16 protein-coding genes and 1 pseudogene are annotated in these 25696 nt (G+C 70.3%); 6 read left to right on the forward strand and 11 right to left on the reverse strand.

Going from position 1 to position 25696, the window contains the following annotated elements; all coding sequences use genetic code 11:
• The first annotated feature begins 137 nt into the window (after positions 1-137).
• Positions 138-1688 carry a DUF1996 domain-containing protein gene (locus CEB94_RS11860; protein WP_175432177.1) on the forward strand — a complete coding sequence of 517 codons (1551 nt, stop codon included), beginning with the start codon at positions 138-140 and terminating at the stop codon, positions 1686-1688.
• Positions 1689-1759: 71 nt separating this feature from the next.
• Here the strand turns inward: CEB94_RS11860 and CEB94_RS11865 are convergent, their stop codons facing one another.
• Positions 1760-2209, reverse strand: a complete 450-nt coding sequence (locus CEB94_RS11865) for a hypothetical protein (protein ID WP_175432178.1) — start codon at positions 2207-2209, stop codon at positions 1760-1762.
• Positions 2210-2353: 144 nt separating this feature from the next.
• Between CEB94_RS11865 and CEB94_RS11870 the strand changes: the two genes are divergently transcribed.
• From CEB94_RS11870 to CEB94_RS11880, 3 genes are all read left to right on the forward strand, one after another.
• A complete protein-coding gene (locus tag CEB94_RS11870) occupies positions 2354-2881 on the forward strand; it encodes a tetratricopeptide repeat protein (protein ID WP_175432179.1) in 528 nt (175 codons plus the stop codon).
• A gap of 47 nt (positions 2882-2928) precedes the next feature.
• On the forward strand, positions 2929-4851 hold the full coding sequence (locus CEB94_RS11875; protein WP_175432180.1) for a hypothetical protein: 1923 nt from the start codon (positions 2929-2931) through the stop codon (positions 4849-4851).
• A gap of 93 nt (positions 4852-4944) precedes the next feature.
• On the forward strand, positions 4945-5634 hold the full coding sequence (locus tag CEB94_RS11880; protein ID WP_175432181.1) for a TetR/AcrR family transcriptional regulator: 690 nt from the start codon (positions 4945-4947) through the stop codon (positions 5632-5634).
• Between the two features lie 6 nt (positions 5635-5640).
• Here CEB94_RS11880 and CEB94_RS11885 read toward each other — a convergent pair whose 3' ends face one another.
• The 9 genes and pseudogenes from CEB94_RS11885 to CEB94_RS11920 all read right to left on the reverse strand — a co-directional run bounded on the left by CEB94_RS11885 (position 5641) and on the right by CEB94_RS11920 (position 20105).
• Positions 5641-5997 (reverse strand): 5-carboxymethyl-2-hydroxymuconate Delta-isomerase, encoded by a 357-nt coding sequence (locus CEB94_RS11885; RefSeq protein WP_175432182.1) that lies wholly within the window; start codon positions 5995-5997, stop codon positions 5641-5643.
• 104 nt (positions 5998-6101) lie between these two features.
• Positions 6102-11495 carry a pullulanase-type alpha-1,6-glucosidase gene (pulA, locus tag CEB94_RS11890; protein WP_175432183.1) on the reverse strand — a complete coding sequence of 1798 codons (5394 nt, stop codon included), beginning with the start codon at positions 11493-11495 and terminating at the stop codon, positions 6102-6104.
• A 117-nt stretch (positions 11496-11612) separates the two neighbouring features.
• Positions 11613-11744, reverse strand: a pseudogene (locus CEB94_RS40400) (non-reducing end alpha-L-arabinofuranosidase family hydrolase); the annotation flags it as partial.
• 67 nt (positions 11745-11811) lie between these two features.
• Entirely contained in the window at positions 11812-13230 is a 1419-nt protein-coding gene (locus CEB94_RS11895; protein ID WP_175432184.1) for a glycoside hydrolase family 30 protein, read from the reverse strand.
• 156 nt (positions 13231-13386) lie between these two features.
• Complete coding sequence (locus CEB94_RS11900) at positions 13387-14757, reverse strand: alpha-amylase (RefSeq protein WP_175432185.1); 1371 nt, start codon at positions 14755-14757, stop codon at positions 13387-13389.
• A gap of 119 nt (positions 14758-14876) precedes the next feature.
• Complete coding sequence (locus tag CEB94_RS11905) at positions 14877-16619, reverse strand: glycoside hydrolase family 13 protein (protein WP_175432186.1); 1743 nt, start codon at positions 16617-16619, stop codon at positions 14877-14879.
• Between the two features lie 181 nt (positions 16620-16800).
• Positions 16801-17709 (reverse strand): sugar ABC transporter permease, encoded by a 909-nt coding sequence (locus CEB94_RS11910; RefSeq protein WP_175432187.1) that lies wholly within the window; start codon positions 17707-17709, stop codon positions 16801-16803.
• A gap of 14 nt (positions 17710-17723) precedes the next feature.
• Positions 17724-18728: a carbohydrate ABC transporter permease gene (locus CEB94_RS11915; protein ID WP_175432188.1), complete on the reverse strand. Its 1005-nt coding sequence runs from the start codon at positions 18726-18728 to the stop codon at positions 17724-17726.
• A gap of 108 nt (positions 18729-18836) precedes the next feature.
• Entirely contained in the window at positions 18837-20105 is a 1269-nt protein-coding gene (locus CEB94_RS11920; RefSeq protein WP_175432189.1) for an extracellular solute-binding protein, read from the reverse strand.
• Between the two features lie 403 nt (positions 20106-20508).
• Between CEB94_RS11920 and CEB94_RS11925 the strand changes: the two genes are divergently transcribed.
• A complete protein-coding gene (locus CEB94_RS11925) occupies positions 20509-21543 on the forward strand; it encodes a LacI family DNA-binding transcriptional regulator (RefSeq protein WP_175432190.1) in 1035 nt (344 codons plus the stop codon).
• A 93-nt stretch (positions 21544-21636) separates the two neighbouring features.
• The gene (locus CEB94_RS11930; protein ID WP_175432191.1) at positions 21637-22590 is read left to right on the forward strand and encodes a phosphatase PAP2 family protein; all 954 of its coding nucleotides are present in this window, start codon (positions 21637-21639) and stop codon (positions 22588-22590) included.
• On the opposite strand, the gene CEB94_RS11935 is transcribed toward CEB94_RS11930, so the two are convergent.
• Positions 22587-25595 (reverse strand): bifunctional [glutamine synthetase] adenylyltransferase/[glutamine synthetase]-adenylyl-L-tyrosine phosphorylase, encoded by a 3009-nt coding sequence (locus CEB94_RS11935; protein ID WP_175432192.1) that lies wholly within the window; start codon positions 25593-25595, stop codon positions 22587-22589. The two genes, CEB94_RS11930 and CEB94_RS11935, sit on opposite strands and share 4 nt — an antisense overlap.
• Between the last annotated feature and the right edge of the window lie 101 nt (positions 25596-25696).

Here is a 25696-nt window from a genome sequence, read left to right on the forward strand (position 1 = left end):
AACACAGGTCCCTCACGAATCTCGCATCAATTTCCGGGACCCCTGAACACCCGTGGGACGCCTTCCGTATGGAAGGGAGCCGCTTCACTCCTGTCGGGCGCCTCGATGCCCCCGAAAAAGGAAGTCAGAGGAGTTCCATGGGACGCAACACAAGAAAACGCCGTACGCCGCTGGCCACCAAGGCCATTGCCGCATCGGCGGCCCTAGCGCTCGGTGGGGGCGGGCTGATCTGGGCAAACTTCTACGCCTCGGCACATGAGGAGAACTCGGCGAACCAGACGAAGGCCGCGGGTGCGCAGATCGCCACGATCCAGTGCCCGGACGTAGGCCAGAAGCTGACCGATGTGCCGGACGGTGCTCGCCAGGGGGTGGACAAGGAGCTGGCCAACCTCGACAAGCAGATCAGCGAGGCCTACACCCGGCTCGCCTCCACGCGTCAGGCCCAGGCCGGTGACTCGGGCTTCGTCAACAACGCCATCCTCGGCCCGCTGAAGTCGAAGCGTGTCGCGGTCATCGACCGGATCGGCATCAACATCCGGCGGGTGGGCGGTCAGGCCCCGGGCAACCTCGAGCAGCTCGCCGAGTGCAAGGGCATGGCGGCCGACGCCAACACCAACGACGGCCAGGCCGGCGGTGGTCAGAACAACGACGGCCAGAACAACGACGGCCAGAACGACGGCGGTCAGAACGACGGCGGTCAGGATCAGGGCCAGGACAACGGCGGTCAGGACAACGGGCAGGGCGGCAACGGCGGGCAGAACGGCAACGGCCCGTCGGCGGACGACTTCATCAACATCGAGGACGTCCAGCCCAACTCCCGCAACCTGCCGAACGGCCTCCCCGCGAACGGCGACGGCGGCTCCACGGGCACGTTCACCACGAACTGCGGCACCAACGAGAACAACAACCGCAACTCGGACAACGTGATCGCGGCGCCCGGCGTCTCCAACGGTGCGCAGCACATGCACGACTACGTCGGCAACCAGAACAACAACGCCTTCGCGAGCGACGAGGACCTGGCCAACGGCCAGACGAGCTGCCAGAACCAGGGCGACAAGTCGACGTACTTCTGGCCGGTCATCCGAATCCAGGACGGCACGCAGGAAGCCGACCAGGGTCAGCCCGGTGGCGGTCAGGACGGCAACGTCGGCAAGATCGTCGGCCCCAGCGAGGCCCAGCTGAAGTTCGTCGGCAACCGGACGGGCGACGTCGTCGCGATGCCGAAGGCCCTGCGCATCATCACCGGTGACGCCAAGTCCCTCACCAACGGCCTGAACAACGCCAACACCGCGTGGAGCTGCACCGGCTTCGAGGACCGGCAGGTGACGGACAAGTACCCGCTCTGCCCCGAGGGCAGCTCCGTGGTCCGGACGTCCAACTTCCAGAGCTGCTGGGACGGCCAGAACACCGACAGCGCCAACCACCGCACCCACGTGGACTTCGTGGAGGCGGACGGCAGCTGCTCGAACGGCTTCCAGGCCATTCCCCAGCTGCAGGTCCGTCTGGTGTACGACATCCAGGCTCCGCAGATCAACAATGGGCAGGTGCAGAACGCCTTCGCGCTCGACTCCTTCCCGGAGCAGCTGCACAAGCCGATCACCGACCACAACGACTTCATCAACTTCTTCGACGAGAACGTGATGAACGAGATGGTCCAGTGCATCAACAACGGCGAGGACTGCCAGTAGTCCTCACCCGGTGAAAAGCCGGCGGTGGGAATTCCCACCGCCGGCTTTCGCTTGCCCAATATTCCGTGCGGTCAGCCGTGGCCGCTGCCGCCGCCGTGACCGCCCTTGTTGTGGCTGCCGCCGGGGTTCATATGCTCGGAGCCCTCCTCCATGGTCCCGCCGAGGGCGCCCTGCAACGCCGTGACCGTCTTCTGCTGGCCGACGGCGACCCACTTGCGGCCGACGAGGTAGTAGCCGCCGTAGTCCTTGGCGCTGTTCAGCCACTCGCGCTGGCCGCGGTCGGTGGCGAAGGTCGCGAGGACGTACTTCTCCTTGCCCTTCTTGCAGAGGGCCTGGCGGATGGTGTCCGCGTCGGTCTGCATGTTCGGCTTGCAGTCGGCCTCGGCCGCGATGTGCTCCAGGCTGCCGGTCACCGCCTCCGGGACGGCCGCTTCGTCCTTGCCGCCGGATCCGCCGCAGCCGGCCAGCGCCAGTATCACCACCGCGCCGCTCAGCGCGAGCATCGGTCGGGTCACCCTCATCTGTTCCTCCGGTCCTTGTCGGCACGGTCCGGACGCATGCCGCACGGAGCCCCGGCAAGAGGCTCTCGCCTTCGATACGGCTGCGGCGCCCGCCGTGCTCAAATTCCGCTGCCTCGGTGTGCACACCTGTGCGAGGGTGTCCCGGTGGATCAGGACTGGGAAGACCGCGTGGCCGCCCTGTGGGACCGTTTCGACGACTACGCCGAGACGGAGGAAGACGAGGCCCGCTTCCGCGCCGACGTCGACGCCCTCGTCGCCGAGCTGCCCGAGGGCAGCCCGCACGGCCCGTTCGAGCAGGCCTGCGCCTGGGACTCCACGGGCCGCTCGGACCAGGCGGTCCCGCTGTACCGCGAGGCGCTGGACAACGGCCTCGCCGACGTCAGCCCCCACAAGGCCCGCCGGACGAAGATCCAGCTGGCCAGCTCGCTGCGGAACACCGGCCGGGCCGAGGAGGGCGTCGCGCTGCTGACGCCCGAGCTGGTCGCCCCGTCCGACGAGCTGGACGACCCCGTACGCGCCTTCCTCGCCCTGTGCCTGTCGAGTCTCGGCCGCGACCGGGAGGCCCTGGCGCTGACCCTGGGCGCCCTGGCCCCGCACCTGCCGCGCTACCAGCGGTCGACGGCGAACTACGCCCGGCTGCTCGTGGAACCGGCCGAGCACCCGCAGGCGTGACGCTCCGCAGCAGGTGACCATCCAATGATTCGCTCGTTCTGCTGAACGTGCAGTCACAGGATGTCGCCCAGCGCCCCGCACCCCCCGCCCCCGCCGGCCCGGTCGTCGACGTCGAGCAGGCCGAGGCCGCGCTCGTCGAGCACTACCCGCGGCTCGTCCGGCTGGCCTACCTGGTGCTGCCACCCCGGCTGGGCCGCAGCCGCCGCGTCCTGGCCGCGCACGCTCTCACCCAGCGGGCCCTGCCCCGCAACCGCACCCCGGCCCCGGTGATCCCGGCCCAGTCCACCGGCCGGGACGGCGACCCGGGGTACGCACTGATCCGTCTCCAGGTGCTGCGCACGGCGCTGGAGGCGGGGCTGCCGCTGAAGGCGAAGGCGTGGCCCAAGAGGTCCCAGCTGCCGCCGCTGCTGCCGCACGTGTGGGGCCTGAAGCTGTTCCCGCGCTCCGGCGGCGCCGACGAACTCGCCCTGGACCAGCGGCTGGCCACCCTGTCGGGCCCGGCCCGGGCCGCCTACGCGCTGCGCGGCTTGGAGCGGCTCACGGACGACGGGGTGTGCAAGGTCCTCGCGGCAGCGGGCGTCGCCGACCCGGAGGGTGCGGTACTGGAGGCCGACGGGATCCCCGCCCAGTACGGGCTGCTCGACTCCCCCGAGTTCGACCCCTGCTCGCTCCAGGCCCGCCCCACCGACCTGATGCGCCGCCGCCAGCACCTGAAGGCCGCACTGGCCGCCGGTGCAGCCCTGCTGGTGTGCGGTGCGCTGCTCGGCCTGCCCGGTGAGGGCTGGGGCCCCGAGGGCGCCGCGGCACCCCCGTACGCGCGCAACCCGGCCGCGCAGGCCGCCCTGGACCCGGCGAAGCTGACCCGGGTCCCGCCCGGCGCGTGGCGCAGCTCGGCGCGCACCGACTTCTCCGTGTGGCCGGCCCGCGGCGACCGCACCGACGACCGGGCCCTGCTGCGCCGCGCCCTGGCCGTGTGGGCCCGCCCCGGCGAGACGGTCCAGGTGTCGGCGACCCCCGGCACCCTCTCCGGCGGCCCGGCCGGACCGCCCCAGCTGCTGTACGCGGGGACGGTCGACGCCGCGCGCGTGGTGATCCTCTACGACGGTCTGCGCATCGCCCGGTACGCCGAGCCGAAGGACGGCACGCAGGGCGCCGCCCTCGACTTCGCCCGGGTCGACGGGGCCGGCCGGGCCGAGGCGGGCGCGGTGGTCCTGGGCCGGTCCGACGGCAACGTCCGTTATCTGACGGCCCCCTGGGTGAGGAAGGCGGGCGAGCGGGACCTGATGAAGCCGGTCTCCGGCGCGATGGACCTCACGCTCACCGACGGGGTGACCGCGCCACTGGCCAGTCCGGCCCTGCGGTCCGGCCCCTGCACCTCGTGGAACGTGCTGCAAATGACCGACGGCAGCACGACGCGGCTGCTGACCGACCTCGGCGAGCTGGTCCCGGCCCGGCTCACCGCCGGACGGCCGGGCTCACCCCGTGAGGTGTCCGGTGCCGCGGCGCTGCGCACCTGGCAGCCGTTCGCCTGCTCGCTGGGCACGGTGCGCTCGGCGGGGGTGCGGAGCGTCAACGCCTGGGCGTTCAACACGCAGTCGCTGCCCGACGCGAGCGGCTCTGCGGCGTGGGTGTGCACGCGGGCCGAGACCTGGCGGGGCGGCGGGGCGCGGGTGCTGGCGCAGTTCCACACCCCGGGCGGGGCGTACGGTGCGGTGGCGGCGAAGGCGGAGAACGTCCCGGCGTGCGGGCCGCGGGACCCGCACGTGCTGGCCGGGGTGCTGTGGAAGTCGAAGGCAGGCGACTGGTACCTGCTGGCCGCCGGAAGCCGGAAGACGGCGTCGATCCGGGCAACGGGCGGTGTGGACGGGGTGGCGCAGAGCAGTCTGCTGACCGTGCCGGCCGAGCAGGGAGCACAGGCTCAGCTCAAGGGGACCCTGAAGGACGGGCGTTCGCTCCGCGGCCTGCGCTGACGGGGCGGTTTCCGGGCCCGTCCGGTGAGGCCGGGCGAACCCCGTGATCGATCCGGCCCGTTCGAGGCCGGAATCGATCGGTAAGGTGTTCGTATGACTACCGGGGTTCGCCGCAGAATGGGAGTCGAGGAGCGGCGGCAGCAGTTGATCGGCGTCGCCCTCGAACTGTTCAGCCGCCGCTCGCCCGACGAGGTCTCCATCGACGAGATAGCGTCGGCCGCGGGCATCTCACGCCCGTTGGTCTACCACTACTTCCCGGGCAAACTCAGCCTGTACGAAGCCGCGTTGCAGCGGGCATCGGACGATCTGGCGGGCCGGTTCGTGGAACCGCACGAGGGTCCGCTGGGGGCGCGGCTGCTGCGTGTAATGCGCCGCTACTTCGACTTCGTGGACGAGCACGGGCCCGGTTTCTCCGCACTGATGCGCGGCGGCCCGGCCGTCGGTTCGTCGACGACCAACGCGCTCGTCGACTCCGTACGGCAGGCCGCGTATGTCCAGATCCTTTCGCACCTGGGCGTGACCAATCCGCCCGCGCGCCTCGAACTGGTCGTCCGCTCCTGGATCTCGCTCGCCGAGTCGACGGCCCTGATCTGGCTGGACGGCCGGCGGATCCCGCGCGAGGAGCTGGAGTCCCAGCTCGTCAACGACTTCGCCGCCCTCGCCGCGGTCAGTGCCGCCTATGACGAGGAGATGGCCGCGCTGCTGCGGGGCATCGTCAAGGACGAGCCGGCCGACGGCCCGTTCGCGCTGCTGGCCGGCCGGCTCATCGCCCTGGCGAGCTGAGCCGGCTCAGCTCTCGAACTTCGCGTACGACGGGTCCAGGTCGCGGACCTCGGCGGAGGCGTGCAGCGCGAGCCCCTCGGCGGGCTTGAGGTGGGTCCGCAGCAGCTCCAGCACGGCCTGGGTGAGCCGGGCCTTGGTCTCGTCGGTGCGGCCTGCGAGCAGCGCGATGTGGACGTGCACATGGGCGTGCCCCTCGGCCTCGGGGCCGACCACGATGTCCTCGGTCGGGCGGAACCGGGTCTTGCACGCCGGCGGTTTGGCGGCCGCGATCTCGACCGTCGCCTCGTGCAGCGCCTTCGCGAATCCGGGCCGGTCGAAGCCGTCCGCGAGGTCGGCGGAATAGTCGACGGTGATCTGCGGCATCAGTACTCCAGTTTTCTGGGCCAGTGGGCTCACCTTAGAGCCTGTCCGGCACATGGGGGTGGGGCAGCCCGTGGGTCACGGCCTGCCCCACCCCACGTCGTGCGCTATCCGGCGGCCCGGGTGAAGACGGCGACCGTGCGCCCCGGAACCGCGAACGTGCCCGATTCCGCCGCATAGGAGGAGGACCTGACGGTGGAGTCCGCCCCCGCCGCCTGGACCGGATGCAGCCGGTACCCGGCCTCGGCGAGTGCGGGGACGCGCTGTTCCTGCCGCTGAGGCGTGGCGTTGAAGACGACGACGAGGTCACCGAGCCGCATGGTGATCACGCCGGGTGTCTCGTCCTTGCCGGACAGCGGGAAGGAGAGCCGGGACTGCACCCGCCCGGCCGTGCCGAGGGAGAAGTCCTTCTCGGTGCTCCGGATCCGCAGCAGGTCGCGGTACGCGGCCGAGGTGCCCTCGATCTGCTCGCAGCCCACCTCGACCTTGGTCAGCAGCGGCTTGGCGTACGGCCACTTGTCGGCGTTGTCGGCCGTCATGGGCAGGCCGCGGCCGAAGCCGTTGCCGTCCTCGCACCGCCAGTGGACGGCGTTGAACCAGTCGCCGCTGTCGTAGGAGTTGCGGTCCAGGGACTTGGAGCGCAGCAGGTCGGTGCCCGCCTGGGAGAGGGCCGGGCCCTGCGAGAGGGTGGCCGTCGCCATGGCGAGGACCTGCATCCGGGCCCGGTCGGCGGGGCTCGTCGACGCGGGCAGCTTGAAGGCGAGCGCGTCGAACAGGGACTCGTTGTCGTGCGCGTCGGCGTAGGCCAGGGCGTCGCCCGGCGCATCGGCGTATCCGGCGGGGGCGCCGTTGTAGTCGACCTCGGAGCCCTTGACCTCCTGGCCGGCGGTGTCGGTGAACCGGTAGCCGGCGAGGTTGCCGGTGAGGCCGACCTTGATGAGGTCCTGGTAGTGCAGCAGGCGGGCCTTCTGTTCGGCCGGAGTGCCGTTGTTCTTCGAGGAGTTGGGATCGGTGTACAGGCCGGACGCGAAGCCCTGGACGCCGGGGTCCTCGTCGAAGGGGCCGCCGCCGCGCACGGCGTCCCGGGCACGGTCGGAGAAGGTGGCGATGCCGGTGCCGGCCATGTTCTTCTGCGTGGCCTGGACGAACCGGGCGTCGTCGGCGATCTCGCCGAAGTTCCAGCCTTCGCCGTAGAGGATGATCTTCTTGCCGTCGACTCCGTCCTCGGCGAGGGTCAGCGCGTCGAGGGCCTTCCTGACCGCGAGGATGTTGGCCTTCGGGTGGTGGCCCATGAGGTCGAAGCGGAAGCCGTCGACCTTGTACTCCTTGGCCCAGGTGACGACCGAGTCGACGACGAGTTTGCCCATCATCGCGTTCTCGGTGGCGGTGCCCGCGCAGCAGGTGCTGTTCGCGACCGAGCCGTCGGCGAGGAGCCGCTGGTAGTAGCCGGGCACGATCCGGTCCAGGACGGAGGTGTCCGACTGGCCGCTCGCGGCGGTGTGGTTGTAGACGACGTCCATGACGACCCGCAGCCCGTCGTCGTTGAGGGCCTTGACCATCTCGCGGAACTCGACCGTGCGGGCGGTGCCGTCCGGATCGGTGGCGTAGGAGCCCTCGGGGACCGTGTAGTGGTACGGGTCGTAGCCCCAGTTGTAGGCGTCCTTCGCGGCGGTCTTCCCGACGCACTCCTGCTGCTTGTCGGAGTCGGCCGGGTAGGAGGCCAGGTCGCAGTCGGTCCTCGCCTGGTCGGCCTTCTTCTCCGGGATGGTGGCGATGTCGAACGCGGGCAGCAGATGTACGTACGAGGTGCCCGCCTTCGCCAGCTCGCGCAGGTGCCGGGAGCCGTCGCTGGCCTTGTCGGTGAAGGCGAGGTAGGTGCCGGGGTGCTTCGCCGTCCGGTCCGCCACGGAGAAGTCCCGGATGTGCAGCTCCTGGATCTGCGCGTCCCGCAGCGGTACGGCCTTGGGCTTGGTGTACGCCGACCAGCCGGAGGGCTTGAGCGCCCTGTCGTCCAGGTCGACGACGAGGCCGCGCTCGGAGTCGGCGGTGAGGGCGAGGGCGTAGGGGTCGGTCACCTTGTTGGTGACGACCTTGCGGACGCTGGGCGCCCAGACCTTCACGACGTACCGGTAGGGCTTGCCCTTCCAGGACTTCGGGCCGGTGGCGGACCAGACGCCGGTGGCGGCGTCGCGCTTCATCGGCACGGTGGAGTCACTGATCTCCAGGGACACCTGCTGTGCGGTCGGCGCCCAGACGGACAGCGTGGGGCGGCCCTTTCGGAACGTCGGCCCCAGGCCGGCCTTCGTGGCGTCGTACAGGTCGTCGAGGACTGCGGCGATCTGGACGCCGGTCGCCGCGAGCACGGCCCCGTTCGCCGAGTGCTGTGTGGCGACGACCTGGCCGCGCAGGGCCTCGCGGACCCGGTCGCGGTCGCGGGGGTCGACGGTCCAGGCGTCGTACTCCTTCAGATGCGGGAACTTCGCCTTCTGGGCGTCGGTCAGCTCGCTCTTCGACAGGCGCAGCCACGTCGCGTCACCGGTCAGGGCGCCGTCCCGCACCGCGATCGAGCCGTCGCGGGAGGCGAGCAACTGGGTGGAGGCGGCGGCGTCGGAGCCGTTCCAGGCGAGGGTGTTCCGGTCGATCCAGACCGCCTTGGAGGTGGTCGGGTCGAGGGCGGCCGCGGAGCCGGCGGGCTGCGGGAGCAGGTACTTCTCCTGGCCGTTCACCAGCCACACCTCGTGGCCGTTCGCCTTGAGGTCGAGCGACTGGTCGGTGGGCAGGTCCTTCTCGTCGCCCTTGTGCAGGATGTAGCTGAGGCTGGTGGCTCCGTCGGTGAGCGGTACCTCGAAGACTGCGCCATAGGTATCAGTCTTGACCGGCTCAAGGGGGTTCGACCAGTCGGTGGGGTTCGCGGCGCCGGTCCAGACGTGCAGGCCCCAGCCGTCGTAGTTCCCGTCGGCCCGGTGGTAGTGCAGGACGGCCTTGCCCTTGTCGGGCGCCGGGTAGTCGGGGCGCTCGGTGGTGACGGTCTCCTTGCCCTGTTCGATCCAGATCTCGCCGGTCTTGGTGACGTCGATCGTGCGGTCGGCGGCGACGTCCTTGTCGCCGTCCTTGTCGATGACGAGGAAGCCGACGTTCGAGGCGCCGGGCTTCAGCTTGACGTAGGCGAAGGCACCGTAGGCGTCGCGGCCGGTGAAGGGGTGGCTGTTCGGCCACTCGGTGGTCTCGCCCTCGGCGAGGTCGCCCCAGGCGTACAGGCCCCAGTCGGCGTAGTCCCCGTCGGCGCGCTTGTAGTGGACGATCGCGTAGTCGCGGGAGGACGCGGTGGGCGGCTCCTCGGCGGGCGGGGTGCCGGTGGTGGAGGCGGCCAGGGCGCTCGCGGTACGGCCGGCCGCGTCGACCACCACGGCCTTGTAGCGCAGGGCCGTGCCGGGTGCCACGTTCTTCCCGATGGTGTGGGTGACCTTGTACGGGGCGTGGTCGGCGGAGCCGAGGACCTGCCACTTCGCGTTGCCGGTCTGAGCGGCGAAGACGACCCGGTTGAGCCGCCCGCCGTCCACGTCGGCGCTGAGCTCGACGGTGCCGGTGGCGCCGGCCTGCGGGGCCTTCAGGGTGACCGTCGGGGCGGTGGCGGGCTCGGCGAGCCTGCGGGACGCCTTGAGGACGAGCGCCGAGCCGGCCGGGACGGTGACGGTGAGCAACGTGTCGCCGTCACTCTTCAGGGTGGCGTCGGTGCCGTGGATGCCCTTGAAGGTCATGCCGGCCGAGCCGGTCGGGAAGGTCGCGGTCTTCGCCTCGCCCGCGTTGTTGAAGGTGACGACGTACTCGGTGCCGTTCTTCGCGTCCGTGCGGGAGAAGGCGTAGACGCCCGGGCCGTCGGCCGCGTAGCGCTGCTGCTGGACACCGTCGGTGAGGGCCGGGTTGGCCTTGCGGAGTCCCGCGAGGGCGCTGATCTGCCGGTAGAGCGGTGCCTTCGTGTCGTAGGCGTCCTCGGCGTGGGTGCGGTCGGTGCCGATCCGGTCGTCGTCGAGGTAGTCGGCGGTACGGGAGGCGAACATGGTCTGCCGGGCGTCCTTGTCGCCGCCCGGGCCGGTGAAGCCCTGCTCGTCGCCGTAGTAGACGACGGGGTTGCCGCGGCTGAGGAACATCAGCTCGTTGGCGAGCTTGTCCTTCCTGAGCAGCTCGGCGTCGGTGGCCTTCGGGTCGTCCTGCTTCAGGAAGGACCCGATCCGGCCCATGTCGTGGTTCCCGAGGAAGGTGACCTGCTCGTACGCGTTGGCCTTGCCGGTCGTGTACTTGTAGTCGTCGCCGAAGACTTTGGCGAGCCGCTGGGCGCTGCCGCCCTGCGAGGCGTACTGGCGGGCCGCCTCCTGGAAGGGAAAGTCGAGTGTGGCGTCGAGCCGGCCCTGGGTGACGTACGGCGAGGTGACGGACGTGTCGGCGGAGTACACCTCGCCGAACATGAAGAAGTCGTCCCGGCCCCGCCGGGCGGCGTAGGCGTCGAGGGCGGTGGCCCACTGCGTCCAGAACTCCATGTTGACGTGCTTCACGGTGTCGATCCGGAAGCCGTCGATGTCGAAGTCCCGCACCCAGCGCCGGTAGATCTTCTCCATGCCGCTGACGACCTCGGGCCGCTCGGTCCACAGGTCGTCGAGGCCGGAGAAGTCGCCGTGGGTGGAGCTCTCACCGGCGAAGGTGGAGTCGCCCCGGTTGTGGTACATCGTCGGGTCGTTGAGCCACGAGGGGACCTTGTTCTTCCGGGTCGCTTCGGGCGTGCGCGGGAAGGAGTCGCGGTCGACCTCCGGGAAGTCCCGCTCGCCGTCCGCGTAGTCGGCGTCGTCGAACGGCTTCCCGTCCTTCGTCAGGTAGGGGAAGGCCCCCTTGGAGAGGTAGTCGTACGACTTCTCCTCATAGTCGACGACGTCCGCGGTGTGGTTGGTGATGACGTCGAAGAAGACCTTCATGCCCTTGGCGTGGGCCTTGTCGATGAGGGTCTCGAGGTCCTTGTTGGTGCCGAAGTGCGGGTCGACCTGGGTGAAGTCGGTGATCCAGTACCCGTGGTAGCCGGCCGAGGCGTTCGCCCCCGTGCCCTGTACGGGCTGGTTCTTGAAGATGGGGGCCATCCACAGGGCGGTGGTGCCCAGGCCCTTGATGTAGTCGAGCCGCTTGGTCAGGCCCTTGAGGTCGCCGCCCTGGTAGAAGCCCTTGTCGGTGGGGTCGTGGCCGGTGGTGAGGCGGGAGCCGGTCAGGCCGCCGTCGTCGTTGCGCGGGTCGCCATTGGCGAAACGGTCCGGCAGGACGAAGTAGAACTGCTCACGGGTGGCGTCGTGCCGGGCGGGCTCGGCGGCCAGCGCGGCGTCGGACGGGGGTGCCGGAGGGGTGGCCGCCCCGGCGGCGAGCGGCTGGACGAGTGCTGCGGCCAGCGCGGTGGCGGTGACCGCGGCGACCCGTCCGGCACGGGCGGTTCTGCGCCTTGCGGGCGCACGCCATCTCGGTATCACTGACGTGGACTCCTTGCATCGCGGCTCTCTCGGGTCCGACCCCGCGCGACCGTATCGCCGTCGAAACGCTTACAGCAAGAGTCCTGAAACCGCTGGCAAGAAATTTCAGCGGATCCTTCAGCAGGTCGAGTTGGTCTGCGTCAGCAGACCCAGCCGCCACGGGAGGGTGTTGTAGGGGCCGCTCGCCGAGGGGTCCATGCCCTGGTACAGGTACTGGAGCCGGCAGGGGTTGACGGTGAGCAACTGGTCGTTGAAGGCGGCAGGGCCAGTCCGGCGGCCAGGACCCCCAGGAGTCTTGTCAGGCGCATCGCATCTCCTATCGCTTGATGGTGTAGGTGACGAGCGAGCGGGCCGGAACCGTGGCCTTCAGCGACCCCCCGGTGACAGGTACGGCCGACTGCCGGGCGGTGCTGCGGGAGCCGTCGGTCAGGTAGGGGGTCACCGTTCCAGTGGTGAATCCGATGTTCCGCAGGCTGAACGAGACCGGGGTGGCGCTGCCGGCCGCGTTGAGCGCCACGACCGTCACGGATCCGTCCGTGTTGCGGAACGCCGACAGCCTGAGGTTGGTGTCGGAGGCGGTGGCGCCGATGCGGGTGGCCCCGGGCCGGATGAAGCGGCTGTAGTTCGCCAGCGCCCACAGGCGCTTGGAGACGTGGTAGTTCGCGCCGTCCATCTGGATCAGCCCGCGGGTGGCGCCGACCGAGGCGCCGTACCAGTAGACGTAGCCGCTGGTGTTGCCCTTGGTGAGCGCGTCGTGCACGGCGGAGGCTACGGTGAAGCCGTCGTAGCCGCTGCCGTCGTCCCAGGCCTCGTTCCAGGTGGTGCCGTTGGGCGACCACTCCGACATCCAGGTCCGCTTCCGCGTCGGCAGCGGGCCGTCGACGGGGCTGGCGTAGGTGTGCCCGGCATGGGTGTCGACATAGCCCCGAGCGGTCGCGTCGGCCTCGATCGCCCTGGTGTAGTTCTTCTGCTGGTTCCAGCCGAAGGAGTCGCAGCAGACGATTCTGTGGCCGCCCGCCCGCGCCACGGGTCCGAAAACCTTGGTGAACTCGACCGCCTGGGCGGGCGTGAGCCGCATGGAGTCGTACGTGGCGGTGTAGTCGGGCTCGTTGGTGAACCCGAGGTCGTTGATCCGGATGCCCTCCTGTGCGTAGAACCTGGCGTACTGGACCAGGTAGTTCGCGTACGCCTTGCGCCAGTCGCCGCTCGCGCAAGTGGCTCCGGACAGGCCGCACAGGGTGCCGCCGTTCGCGTCGGTGCCGTTCGTCTTCATGTACCCGGGCGCGGTCCAGGCGTCGGCGTAGAAGCGGTTCACGCCGTACGCCTTGGCCTGCTGGGCGAGCCACACCTGGCCCTTGTCGTCGCGGTCCCACACGTAATTCGGGGTCGCGTCCGGGCCGCCGGGGTCGGTCGGCTGGATGCCCGAGTCGATGCCGAGGCGCAGGATGCTCAGCCCGGCGCCGGTGCTCCGGCTGAAGAGCAGGTCGAGGATCTCGCGTTGCCGTTCGGCGGGCAGGCCCTGCGAGCCCCGCATGATCTCGGCCCTGCCGAAGTGCTCGGAGATGCCGAAGCCGTCGATGGGCTGGTGCCGGGTGGAGCCGTTGATGGTGGCGGAGGCGTCCGCCCGGAGGTCCTCCGGCAGGGCCTCGGCGGTGACTCCGGCGGTCGTCAGCAGCACCGCGAGGGAGGTGACCGTCCAGGTTCTGATCCTGCGCAGCGTGATCCGTCCCGTCATGGGAGCGCTCCCAGTGGTATGCGGTCGCCCCTCGGGGTTTCCGAGGGGCGAGTTCGAGATGCTGAACAGCGTTCAGGGAGTTGGCACTGGTGAGGGAACGTAGAGCAGCGTTCCGGAAGCGTCAATCCCGCTCGCACCGCAACTGAGCGCCGGTGCCTAGCAGTTGGACTTCCCCGCGTAGATCGCCAGGGCGGTGTTCGAGCCGAGGGTGGCCGTGAGCCGGCCGCTGGAGTCGACCGTCACCGTCCTGTTGTTCTGCACGTCGCAGTAGGTTCCCGCCGGCAGCGAGGTCTGGTAGATCCGGGTCAGGGAGCCCGGCTCGTGGTTGATGGCCACGAAGCCCTTGCCGCCCCGGCCGAAGGCGATGGCGTCGCCGCCGTTGTCCCACCAGTCGGTGACGGCCTGGCCCCGGGTGGCGTTGCGGAAGCCGACCATGGACCTGATCTCCGGCCAGTCGTGCTGGCACTTCCAGCCGTTCTGCCAGCAGGCGTTCACCTGGCCACCGTTCGGCGGGCCGGCGTCGTGGTCGGTGAACTCGTAGCCGGAGTTGATGTCGGGGGCGCCGTAGGGCCAGGCCAGCATGAAGACGTTGGCGAGGGTGTAGTTCGCGTTGTCCTTGTAGCTGAGGGTCGAGCCGTTGCGCTCGGTGTCGTGGTTGTCGACGAAGACACCGGAGACACCGCTGTTCATATAGCCCCAGCCCTCGCCGTAGTTCTTCAGATAGGCGAGGTTCTCGTTGGTGAAGACCCGCTTGAGGTCGTAGGCGTAGCGGAACTCCTGGACGTCGCCGTTGCCGGTGTACTCGGTGGGCTGGACGGCCTCACCCGAGCCGTGGATGACCTCCTGTTTCCAGTACGCCGACGGGTTGCTCAGCCGGGACTTGATGTTCGCCAGGTCGGCGGCGTCCATGTGCTTGGCCGCGTCGATGCGGAAGCCGTCGACGCCGAGGGAGAGCAGGTCGTTCATGTAACCGGCGATCGCGCCGCGGACGTGGTTCTCGCCCGTGTCGAGGTCGGAGAGGCCGACCAGTTCGCAGTGCTGGACGTTCCAGCGGTCCTGGTAGTTGCCGATCCGGCTCGTGCAGTCGTCGAAGTCGGGCGCGGAGTACAGGCCCGGGTAGTCGTACTTGGTGTACTGCGAGCCGCCGGTGCCGGTGCCGTCGCCCGCCGCCATGTGGTTGATGACGGTGTCGGCGACGACCTTCACACCGGCCGCGTGGCAGGTGTTCACCATGTTGCGGAACGCCGTGCGGTCGCCGAGCCGGCCGGCGATCTTGTAGCTGACCGGCTGGTACGAGGTCCACCACTGCGGGCCCTGTATGTGCTCGGCGGGCGGGGAGACCTGGACGTAGCCGTACCCGGCGGGCCCGAGGGTGCTGGTGCACTCACGGGCGACCGAGGCGAAGTTCCACTCGAAGAGGACGGCGGTGACGTCCTTGGTGCCAGGTGGGGAGGCCTGCGCACCAGTCGGGTTCATGACAACCGAAGCCGCGGCGAGCGCGACGGCGGCGAGGTGTCTGCGTGTCATGTGGGGTTTCCTTCTTCGTTGAAGGTTCTTGCAGCAAGGTTCAGAAACCTTGCGGTGCCGCAGATAGTAGAGGCCCGCCGCCCGAAAGGGCAGCGGGCCGTACGAAATTCAAAGGAAAATCAGGCGGTGATCGCCGTCGTCCACCACACCGTGGTGTCGGCGGGCACCTTCGCCTCGTCGTCGACCTGGACGATCTCCCCGCTGGCGACCAGCACCCGGCCGTACGCCGGCATCGCCACCGACTCGCCGGTGGTGTTCGCGACGCACACGAACTCCCCGCGCCGGAAGGCCAGCACGCCCTCGGGCGCCCGCAGCCACTCCACGGACGTGCCGGCGCCGAGGTCGGGCTGCTCGCGGCGCACCGCGAGCGCGGCCCGGTACAGCTCCAGGGTCGAGCCGGGCTCACCGGTCTGCGCCTCGACGCTCAGCTCGCCCCAGCCCTCCGGCTGCGGCAGCCAGCTGCCACCGTCACCGAAGCCGTACGACGAACCCGTCCGGGTCCACGGGATCGGCACCCGGCAGCCGTCACGGAAACCGTCCTGGCCCGCGCCCCGGAAGTACGCCGGGTCCTGGCGCACCTCGTCCGGCAGGTCGACGACGTCGGGCAGGCCGAGCTCCTCGCCCTGGTAGACGTACGCCGAGCCGGGAAGCGCCAGCATCAGCAGGCTCGCCGCCCGGGCCCTGCGCAGCCCCAGTTCACGGTCGCCGGCCAGGCGGATCTGCGTGCCGAGGCCGGGCGGGTTGGCGAAGCGGGTGGCGTGCCGGGTCACGTCGTGGTTGGACAGCACCCAGGTGGCGGGGGCACCGACCGGGCGCATGGCCTCCAGGGTGCGGTCGATGACCTCGCGCATCTCCTCGGCGTCCCAGTGGGTGCTGAGGTACTGGAAGTTGAAGGCCTGGTGCAGCTCGTCGGGGCGGACGTAGTTCGCGGTGCGCTCGATGGTGGGGGTCCAGGCCTCCGCCACGAAGATCCGCCCACCCGTCTCCCACCACCGCCCTTCTGTCGAAGGCCCTTCGGGCCCCTTCCTTTCCGCGTACTCGTCGAGGATGAGCCGCCACTGCCGGTAGATCTCGTGCACACCGTCCTGGTCGAAGAAGGGCATGACATCGTTGCCCAGCAGTTTCACCTGGTCATGGGATCCAAGGTCGGGCAGCCCCTCGGCCTTCACCAGACCGTGGGCGACGTCGATCCGGAAGCCGTCGACGCCCATGTCCAGCCAGAAGCGCAGGATGGAGCGGAACTCGTCGCCGACCGCCGGGTGCTCCCAGTTGAAGTCGGGCTGCTCGGGGGCGAAGAGGTGCAGGTACCACTCGCCGGGCGTGCCGTCGGGTTCGGTGACGCGGGTCCACGCCGGCCCGCCGAAGATCGACTCCCAGTCGTTGGGCGGCAACTCGCCGTTCTCCCCCTTGCCGGGGCGGAAGTGGTAGCGCTCCCGCAGCGAGGAGCCCGGGCCTTCGGCGACGGCCCGCTTGAACCACTCGTGCTGGTCGGAGGAGTGGTTCGGGACCAGGTCGACGATGATCCGCAGGCTCAGCCGGTGGGCGTCGCGGATCAGCGCGTCGGCGTGCAGGAGGTTGCCGAACATCGGGTCGACGGCGCGGTAGTCGGCGACGTCGTAGCCGGCGTCGGCCTGCGGCGAGGCGTAGAAGGGGCTGAGCCACACGGCGTCCACGCCGAGGTCGCGCAGGTACGGCAGGCGGGTGCGGACACCTTCCAGGTCGCCCATGCCGTCACCGTTGCTGTCGGCGAAGCTGCGCGGGTACACCTGGTAGATCACCGCCTCCCGCCACCAGTCGCGGCGCTTGGCGACGGCGACTGCGGACGTGGGGGTGGGGGCAGGTGCGGCTGGGTGCTGGCTCATGTCGTCCTTGATGCGATGGGGGTCCCCCCGCTCGAGCGGGTTCGAGAGTGGGGGGAGAGGTGTGGTCATGTGAGACGTGGGGTGGGTGACGAGGCGGCCGCGGCACAGCGGGGTCGGATGGGCACCGCGGCCGCCTCGGGCTTGTGGAGTGCGGTGGGACCGCGCCCCGCAGGGCGCGGGGTCACCCCTTCGTGCCACCAGCGGTGAGCCCGGTCACCAGGTTCTTCTGCACGAGGTAGAAGAACAGGGCGGCCGGTATCGCGATCAGCACAGCCGTCGCGGCCATCAGGTTGCGCTGTGCGTCGTGCTCGCTCACGAACGTCTGCAGACCGACGGCGAACGTGTACTTGTCGTCGCTCAGCATGAACGTCGAGGCGAACGCGACCTCACCGAAGGCCGTGAGGAAGCTGTAGAACGCCGCGACCGCGAGGCCCGGCTTGGCGAGCGGCAGGATGAGCCGCGCGAACGTGCCGAAGGGGGTCAGCCCGTCGACGCGCCCGGCCTCGTCGATCTCGAACGGGATGGTGTCGAAATAGCCCTTCATCAGCCAGGCGCAGTACGGCACGATCGTGGTGCAGTTGACAAGGATGAGACCAAGGTAGCTGTCGATGAGCTGCAGATCCGAGAGGATCTGGTACATCGGCACGATCAGTACCGCGATCGGGAACATCTGGGTGACCAGCAGCACCCACATCAGCTTCCGGTAGCCGGGGAACCGCATGCGGGAGACGGCGTAGCCGGTGGACGCGGCGACGATGACGCCGATGAGCGTCGTGCCCAGCACCACGACCAGCGTGCTCTTCAGCCAGTCGAAGAAGCCGGTGTCCTGCAGGACGAACGCGTAGTTGTCGAACGTCATCTTGTCCCAGATGCGCCCGGGGTGGAGGTAGTCGTCCTTGTCCGGGCCGAGGGACAGGAAGACCAGCCAGGCGATCGGGAAGAGCGCGGTCAGGCTCGCGCCGATCAGCACGGCGTGCGAGGCGAGGGCGGCCGCGCGGCTCTGCTCGCCGCGCCGGCGCGTCCTGCCGGGGGCGCCCGCGGGGCGCCGCTCGGCCGCCGGGGCGGGGGTCTCGACGGTGGTAGTACTCATTTCGGACTCCTGCCTCAGATCGCGAGCTGCTGCTCGTTGCGGTTCAGCCAGCGGCGGTAGAAGGAGGTGAAGACGATCAGGATGGACAGGAGCAGGATTCCGTAGGCGGCGGACTGGGCGTAGTCGCGCGGTTGCTGCCCGAAGCCCAGGTGGTAGGCCCACGTCACGAGGATCTGGGCGTCCGGGGCGGTGTTGCCGAACAACAGGAAGATGATGGCGAACTGGTTGAAGGTCCAGATGACGCCGAGGAGTACGACCGTCGTGCTGACGGACCTCAGACCGGGCAGGGTGACGTAGCGGAACCGCTGCCAGGCGCTGGCGCCGTCCATCTCGGAGGCCTCGTACAGGCTCGCGTCGATCGACTGCAGGCCACCGAGGAGCGAGACCATCATGAACGGCACACCGCACCAGGTGTTGACCATGATCGCGGAGAACCGCTGCCAGAAGGTGTCCTCCAGCCACGAGGGCGTCGGCAGGTGCAGCAGTTCCAGGCCGGAGTTGATGATGCCGCCGTCGGCGAGCATGAACCGCCAGCCGAACACGGTGACGAAGGTCGGCACCGCCCAGGGCAGCACCAGGATCATGCGGTAGAGGGTGCGGCCGCGCAGCTTCTGGTTGAGCAGCAGGGCGAGGCCGAGACCGAGGCCGTAGTGCAGGGTGACGCAGGCCGCCGTCCAGAAGACCGTCCAGAGGAAGTGCGACCAGAAACGGTCGTACGCCGTGGGGCCCCACAGGATGTCGGCGTAGTTGTCCAGGCCGATGAACTTGTAGGTGGCGTCGATCTCGTTGACGCCGATCGTGCGGGCGGTGTTGAGGCTGGTGGCGTCGGTGAGCGTCAGGTACAGGCCGTACGCCAGCGGGTACAGCACCAGGACGCCGAGGACGATCGCCACCGGGGCGACCATCGCGTAGGCGTACCAGTGCTTGTTCAGGCCGTTCCTCAGCCGCTGCACCGGTCCGGGCCGTGGTTCCCGCTCACCGCGCCGCTTGCCGGTCGCTCGGTCGATGGCGACTGTCATGGTTCGACACCTTCTGGAGGTTCAAGGAGGTCAGGGGGCTGCCCGGGCGCGGGCCGGTGGCCGCCGGTCCCCTCTCCCATGACAGGGGGTCCGGCGGCCACGCGGCGGTCACTTGGAGAAGTCCGGCACCAGCTTGGCGATGGCGGTCTCGGCGTCACCGAGGCCCTTGTCCAGGGACTCCTTGCCGCCCGCGATCTCGATCAGCTCGTCGTCCAGCGGGGCCCACAGGGAGCTGTACTCGGGCAGCGCCGGGCGCGGCTGGGCGGAGGACAACACACCCTGGTAGCCGGCGATGCCCGGGTCGGCCTTGACCTTCGCGGTGTAGGCGTCCTCGCGGGTGGGAAGCGTGGAGTTCTTCAGCGCGATGGTCTCCTGGGCCTTGGCCGAGGTCATGAACTTCACGAACTTCAGCGAGGCCTCCTGGTGGGCCTTGTCCGAGCCCGCGTACACGGAGAGGTTGTGGCCGCCGGTCGGGGCGCCCGCCTTGCTGGTGGAACCGGCCGGGACGGTGGCGATGCCGAGGTTGTTCTTGTCCTTGAAGGCAGAGCCCTTGTAGAAGTTCGTGATCTCCCACGGGCCCTGGACGATCGAGGCGACCTTGCCGCTGACGAACGCCTCCTGGATGTGGGCGTAGGCGTCGGCCGTGGTGTCGGCCTTGTGCAGGCCCTTGCCGGAGAAGAGGCCCCGCCAGGTGCCGTAGGCCTTCTTGGCCTCGGGCGAGGTGACGGTGATCTTCTTGGCGTCCGCGTCCACGGTGTCGGTGCCCTCGCCGTAGAGGAAGGACTGGGCGTAGTAGGCCTGGGTGGAGCCCCAGTAGCCGTCGACGCCGGTCTTGTCCTTGATCGTGGCGGCGGCCTTCTTCAGGTCCTCCCAGGTCTTGGGGGCCTCGACGCCGGCCTTCTCGTAGAGGGCCTTGTTGTAGACGAGGGCGAGGGTGTCCGTGGTGAAGGGGACGCCGTAGGTCTTGCCCTCGTACGTGGCCTGCTGGATCAGGCTGGGCTGGAACTTGTCCTGCTCGGCGAGGGCCTCGGTGCCGTCCAGCGGCGCGAAGAAGCCCTTCTTGGCGAAGGCGGGGGTCCAGCCGACCTCGGAGCGCAGCACGTCGGGGGCGCCCTTGGAACCGGCGGCGGTGTCGAACTTGTTCTGCGCCTGGTCGAAGGGGACGTTGACGTAGTTGACCTTGATGTCCTTGTGGGCGGCCTCGAACTCCTTGACCAGGGCCTGGTACGTCGGCGCCTCGTTGGTCGCGTTGGAGGTGTCCCACCAGGTGATGGTGACCGGGCCGCCGGCCTCGTCGCCGCTGTCGCTTCCGCCGCAGGCCGTCGCCGCCAGGGCGAGGGACGCCACCAGCGCGGTGGCCGCTATGCCACGCCGCATGAGTTCTCCTTGAGGGTGAAAGCCCGTTCGTGCTGCCGACTGCGCCGTTGGCGGCCGGGCGTCGGTGAGATTAGCCGCGCTGCAACGAGTTGCGAAAGACCTTGCAGCAAAAAGTTGCAAGGGGGAGGGAAGGTTATCCCGCCGTGACCTCCCTACGGCCTCTCCTCCACCGCGCCGCAGCCCGCATATCCAGCTGTTCGACAGCGAGTCGGACAGCTGTGCAAGACTCTGCAAGCACTTGCCATCCGGGTCCGCCGGGGGAATCATCCGTTGCGGATCGGACGCCGACCACGAATTCCGAGGGACCGCGATGACCAAGCCACCCGCAGCGGGCCGTGCGACGGCGCGCATCAGGCGTCCCGTCGGTGTGCAAGGAGAACCCCGGCCGCTACAGTCCGGTGCTGTGACCACACGGCTTGCCGACATCGCTGTGCAGGCGGGGGTGAGCGAAGCGACCGTCAGCCGCGTCCTCAACGGGAAGCCGGGCGTCGCCGCCACCACCCGCCAGTCCGTGCTGGCCGCTCTCGACGTGCTGGGCTACGAACGCCCGGTGCGCCTGCGCCAGCGCAGCGAGGGGCTGGTCGGGCTGATCACCCCGGAGCTGGAGAACCCGATCTTCCCGGCCCTGGCGCAGGTCATCGGCCAGGCGCTGACGCGCCAGGGCTACACCCCGGTGCTGGCCACCCAGACCCCGGGCGGCTCGACCGAGGACGAGCTCACGGAGATGCTCGTGGACCGCGGGGTCGCCGGCATCATCTACGTCTCCGGGCTGCACGCGGACACCACCGCCGACATGCAGCGCTACGACCGGCTGCGCGCCCAGGGCGTGCCCTACGTGCTGGTCGACGGTTTCTCGCCGAAGGTGCAGGCGCCGTTCATCTCCCCCGACGACCGCGCGGCGATGAACCTCGCGGTCACGCACCTGGTGTCCCTGGGGCACACCCGGATCGGTCTGGCCCTCGGGCCCAAGCGGTTCGTGCCGGTGCAGCGCAAGATCGAGGGGTTCGTGCGCACGGTGCAGGACCAGTTGGGTCTGGGTGCCGAGACCGTCGAGTCGGAGCTGGTGCAGCACTCCCTGTACACCCTGGAGGGTGGTCAGGCGGCGGCCACGGCGTTGATCGAGCGGAACTGCACGGCCGTGGTGTGCGCCAGCGACATGATGGCGCTGGGCGCGATCCGGGCGGCCCGGCAGCTGGGTCTGGACGTGCCGAAGGACATCTCGGTGGTCGGCTTCGACGACTCCCCGCTGATCGCCTTCACCGACCCGCCCCTGACCACGGTCCGCAAGCCGGTCCCGGCGATGGGGCAGGCGGCGGTGCGCACGCTGCTGGAGGAGATCGGCGGGACGCCCGCCCCGCACAGCGAGTTCGTGTTCATGCCCGAACTGGTGGTGCGCGGTTCGACCGCTTCGGCTCCGGGGGAACGCGGTCGCTCCTGAAGCCTGCGGCTTGATTTCGCCGTAGGACATGCGGCCCGCACGGCGCCGCGGGATGATCGGTGGGTAAGTCCTCTTCTGGCAGACTTTGCACCTATGGGTGAAACGACCGTAACGAAGCCGGAGGGCATGGAAGCGGCCCTCCCGGACCCCGTTGCGGCCCATACGGGGCGTGGTCCGCTGTGCCGGCTGCGCACCCCGCGCCGGCCCCGGTTCTGGTTCGAGATCCTGCTGATCGCGGTGAGTTACTGGACGTACTCGCTCGTCCGCAACGCCGTGCCCGAGCAGAAGGCCGAGGCGCTGCGCAACGCCGACTGGATCTGGCGGGCCGAGCACCATCTGGGCATCGCCGTCGAGGAGTCGGTCAACCACGCCGTGGACTCGGTGCATTGGCTCATCGTCGGGATGAACTACTACTACGCGACGCTCCACTTCATCGTCACGCTGGGTGTCCTGGTGTGGCTCTACCGTCGCCATCCCGGCCGCTATGCGGCAACCCGCACGGTGCTGTTCGCGACCACCGCCGTCGCCCTGGTCGGTTACTACCTGTATCCGCTGGCGCCCCCGCGGCTGATGAACGGCCGCGACTTCATCGACACGGTCATGGTCCACCAGACCTGGGGTTCGATGGCGTCCGGCGACCTGAAGCACATGTCCAACCAGTACGCCGCGATGCCCTCGATGCACATCGGCTGGTCCGTGTGGTGCGGGCTGACGATCTTCGCCCTGGCGGCGGTTCCCTGGGTGCGGGTGCTGGGTCTGCTGTACCCGGCGCTGACGCTGGTGGTCATCGTCGCCACGGCCAACCACTTCTGGCTGGATGCGGTCGGTGGCGTGCTGTGCCTGGCCTTCGGGTTCACGGTCGCGCGGCTCTGGTACGGAAGGCAGCCGTACGCGCTGCCGCGGACGGTGCCGGCGCCCAGGCCGAGTGACGCCCGGCCCGCACGGCCGAGGCATAGCGTGCCGGGCCGGTCCCGGGAGGTGTCCGCAACGTCGCGAGAGGGAGTGCCGGGTGTTGCGAGCAGGCGGGACTCCGCGGACACGACCTAGCGCTCGGCGATGCCGTAGAACAGTTCCTCCACCACACCGCGCGCCCGGCGTGCCGTTCGCCGGTACGCGTCGAGCATGTCGCCCGCGTGGCCGGGGCCGTATCCCAGATACCTGCCGACTGCGGCCAGTTCCCGGGGCTCCGTCGGGAAGGTGTCGCCGGCGCGGCCGCGGACCAGCATCACCGCGTTGCGGACGCGGGTCGCGAGGACCCAGGCCTCGTCGAGGATCGCCGCGTCCTCCTCCGTCATGAGCCCGGCCGCGCGGGCGGCGGCCAGGGCCTCGCGGGTGCGGGTGGTGCGCAGGCCGGGCTCCGCCGAGCCGTGCCGCAGCTGCATGAGCTGCACGGTCCACTCCACGTCGGACAGGCCTCCCGGCCCGAGCTTGGCGTGCAGCTTGGGGTCGGCGCCGCGCGGCAGCCGCTCGGACTCCATGCGGGCCTTCAGCCGCCGGATCTCGCGGACGGCCTCGTCGGCGAGCCCGTCCGCCGGGTAGCGCAGCGGGTCGACCAGCTCGATGAAGCGGCGGCCCAGTTCCTCGTCGCCGGCGACCGGCTCGGCCCGCAGCAGCGCGTGCGACTCCCACGTCAGGGCCCACCGGCGGTAGTACGCCTCGTACGAGGTGAGGGTGCGGACCATCGGGCCGGACTTGCCCTCCGGGCGCAGGTCGGCGTCGATCAGCAGGGGCGGGTCGGCGCTGGGGATCTGGAGCAGCCTGCGCATCTCGGAGACGACCTTGTTGGCAGCCTGGGAGGCCTCCCGCTCGTCGACGCCGTCGCACGGCTCGTGCACGAACAGCACGTCCGCGTCGGAGCCGTAGCCCAGCTCGTGGCCGCCGAAACGGCCCATGCCGATGATCGCGAACCGGGTGGGCAGGTCGTCCCCCCAGCCGTCCCGCACGACCGCGCGGAGCGTGCCGGCCAGGGTCGCGGCGGTCAGGTCCGACACCGCGCCGCCGACCCGGTCCACCAGGGCGCCCTGATCCGCCTCGGCGGGCTGCTCCTCGGTGCCGTAGGAGCCGACGATGTCGGCGGCGGCCGTACGGAACAGCTCGCGGCGGCGCACGCCGCGGGCGGCCGTGACCGCCTGGGCGCCGCCGTCGGCGCGTTTCACCGCGGCGTATATCTCCTGCTCCAAGTGGGCGCGCGGCCGAGGTTCCAGGCCGCCGCCGTCCCCGTCGCCGAGCAGCGCGACCGCCTCCGGCGCGCGCATCAGCAGGTCGGGCGCGAGGCGGCCGGCGGACAGCACACGGGCGAGGTTCTGCGCGGCGGCGCCCTCGTCCCGGAGCAGCCGCAGGTACCAGGGGGTCTTGCCGAGCGCGTCGGAGACCTTGCGGAAGTTGAGCAGGCCCGCGTCCGGGTCGGCGGAGTCGGCGAACCAGCCGAGCAGGACGGGCAGCAGGGTGCGCTGGATGGCGGCCTTGCGGGTGACGCCGGAGGCCAGGGCCTCCAGGTGACGCAGGGCGGAGGCCGGGTCGGCGTAGCCGAGGGCGACCATGCGTTCCCGGGCCGCCTCGGTGCTGAGCCGGGCCTCGCCGGTGGCGAGCTGGGCGACCGCGTCGAGCAGCGGCCGGTAGAAGAGCTTCTCGTGCAGCCGGCGTACGACGCCGGTGTGCCGCCGCCACTCGCGGCGCAGGTCGGCCACCGGGTCCGTGCGCAGGCCGAGGGAACGGCCGATGCGGCGCAGGTCGGCCTCGTCCTCGGGGAGGAGGTGGGTGCGCCGCAGCCGGAACAGCTGGATGCGGTGCTCCAGGGAGCGCAGGAAGCGGTAGGCCTCGTCGAGCTGGGCCGCGTCGGAGCGTCCGACGTAACCGCCGGCGGCCAGGGCCCTGAGCGCGTCCAGGGTCGTACCGCTGCGCAGGGAGGTGTCGGCCCGGCCGTGCACCAGCTGGAGCAGCTGCACGGCGAACTCGACGTCCCTGAGGCCGCCCGGGCCCAGCTTCAGCTGGCGGTCGACCTCGGCGACGGGGATGTTCTCCACGACCCGGCGGCGCATCTTCTGCACGTCGGGGACGAAGTTCTCGCGCTCGGCGGCCTTCCACACCAGGGGCTGGACGGCGGCGACGTACTCCTCGCCGAGGTCGAGGTCGCCGGCCACCGGGCGGGCCTTGAGCAGCGCCTGGAACTCCCAGGTCTTGGCCCAGCGCTGGTAGTAGGCGAGGTGGCTGGAGAGGGTCCGCACGAGGGGGCCGTTGCGGCCCTCGGGGCGGAGGTTGGCGTCGACGGGCCAGATGGAGCCCTCGACGGTCGTCTCGGAGCAGATCCGCATCATGTGCGAGGCGAGCCGGGTCGCGGCGCGTACGGCCTTGGTCTCGTCGGTCCCCTCGGTGGCCTCGCCGACAAAGATGACGTCCACGTCCGAGACGTAGTTCAGCTCGTGGCCGCCGCACTTGCCCATCGCGATGACGGCGAGCCGGCACAGGCCGGTGTCCTGCGGCGCGGCCGCCTCGGCGATACCGAGGGCGGCGCGCAGGGTGGCGGTGGCGAGGTCGGCCAGCTCGGCGGCGGACTCGGCGACGCCGGTGGTGCCGCAGACGTCCCGGGCGGCGATGGACAGCAGGCAGCGCCGGTAGGCGACCCGCAGGGAGACCGGGTCGTCGGCCTCCGCGAGGCCGGCCTCGAACTCCTCCACCCCGGGGTGCAGGTCGTACGCCTCGTACATGACGAGGGCCTGCCAGTCGTCCGGGTGCCGGGTGAGGTGGTCGGCGAGGGCGGTGGAGGCACCGAGCACGCCGAGGAGGCGGTCGCGCAGGGGCTTGGCCGCGATCAGCGTGTCGAGCAGTTCCCGGCGGGCGCCGGGGCTCTGCTGGGCCTCCAGCAGCCGGACGAGGCCGAGCAGCGCGAGATCGGGGTCGGCGGTGGCGCCCAGCGCCTCCAGCAGCACCGGGTCGTCGCGCAGGGGCGCGAGCTCCGGACTGTCCAGGAGCCGCTCGGCGGCGGAGGCGTCGGTGAATCCGTGCCGCAGCAGCCGTGTGAAAGTACTGCTCCTGCGCCCCGGCGCCGCCGTCATCCGGGCCTCCCTCGCACTGTTCCTCGGACATGCATCGGATCAAGGTCGTACGGCTGTGAGCCTAACCGCACGGGCCGCGGGAAGCGCCGGTGAGTTCGGCG

The organism is Streptomyces hawaiiensis (assembly GCF_004803895.1).
Taxonomy (GTDB): domain Bacteria; phylum Actinomycetota; class Actinomycetes; order Streptomycetales; family Streptomycetaceae; genus Streptomyces; species Streptomyces hawaiiensis.

Excerpts from the sequence above, each read along its gene's own strand:
- CEB94_RS11860 (WP_175432177.1), top strand. The coding sequence starts at position 138 with ATGGGACGCAACACAAGAAAACGCCGTACGCCGCTGGCCACCAAGGCC.
- CEB94_RS11865 (WP_175432178.1), bottom strand. The coding sequence starts at position 2,209 with ATGAGGGTGACCCGACCGATGCTCGCGCTGAGCGGCGCGGTGGTGATA.
- CEB94_RS11880 (WP_175432181.1), top strand. The coding sequence starts at position 4,945 with ATGACTACCGGGGTTCGCCGCAGAATGGGAGTCGAGGAGCGGCGGCAG.
- CEB94_RS11885 (WP_175432182.1), bottom strand. The coding sequence starts at position 5,997 with ATGCCGCAGATCACCGTCGACTATTCCGCCGACCTCGCGGACGGCTTC.
- CEB94_RS11895 (WP_175432184.1), bottom strand. The coding sequence starts at position 13,230 with ATGACGGGACGGATCACGCTGCGCAGGATCAGAACCTGGACGGTCACC.
- CEB94_RS11900 (WP_175432185.1), bottom strand. The coding sequence starts at position 14,757 with ATGACACGCAGACACCTCGCCGCCGTCGCGCTCGCCGCGGCTTCGGTT.
- CEB94_RS11905 (WP_175432186.1), bottom strand. The coding sequence starts at position 16,619 with ATGAGCCAGCACCCAGCCGCACCTGCCCCCACCCCCACGTCCGCAGTC.
- CEB94_RS11910 (WP_175432187.1), bottom strand. The coding sequence starts at position 17,709 with ATGAGTACTACCACCGTCGAGACCCCCGCCCCGGCGGCCGAGCGGCGC.
- CEB94_RS11915 (WP_175432188.1), bottom strand. The coding sequence starts at position 18,728 with ATGACAGTCGCCATCGACCGAGCGACCGGCAAGCGGCGCGGTGAGCGG.
- CEB94_RS11920 (WP_175432189.1), bottom strand. The coding sequence starts at position 20,105 with ATGCGGCGTGGCATAGCGGCCACCGCGCTGGTGGCGTCCCTCGCCCTG.
- CEB94_RS11930 (WP_175432191.1), top strand. The coding sequence starts at position 21,637 with ATGGGTGAAACGACCGTAACGAAGCCGGAGGGCATGGAAGCGGCCCTC.
- CEB94_RS11935 (WP_175432192.1), bottom strand. The coding sequence starts at position 25,595 with ATGACGGCGGCGCCGGGGCGCAGGAGCAGTACTTTCACACGGCTGCTG.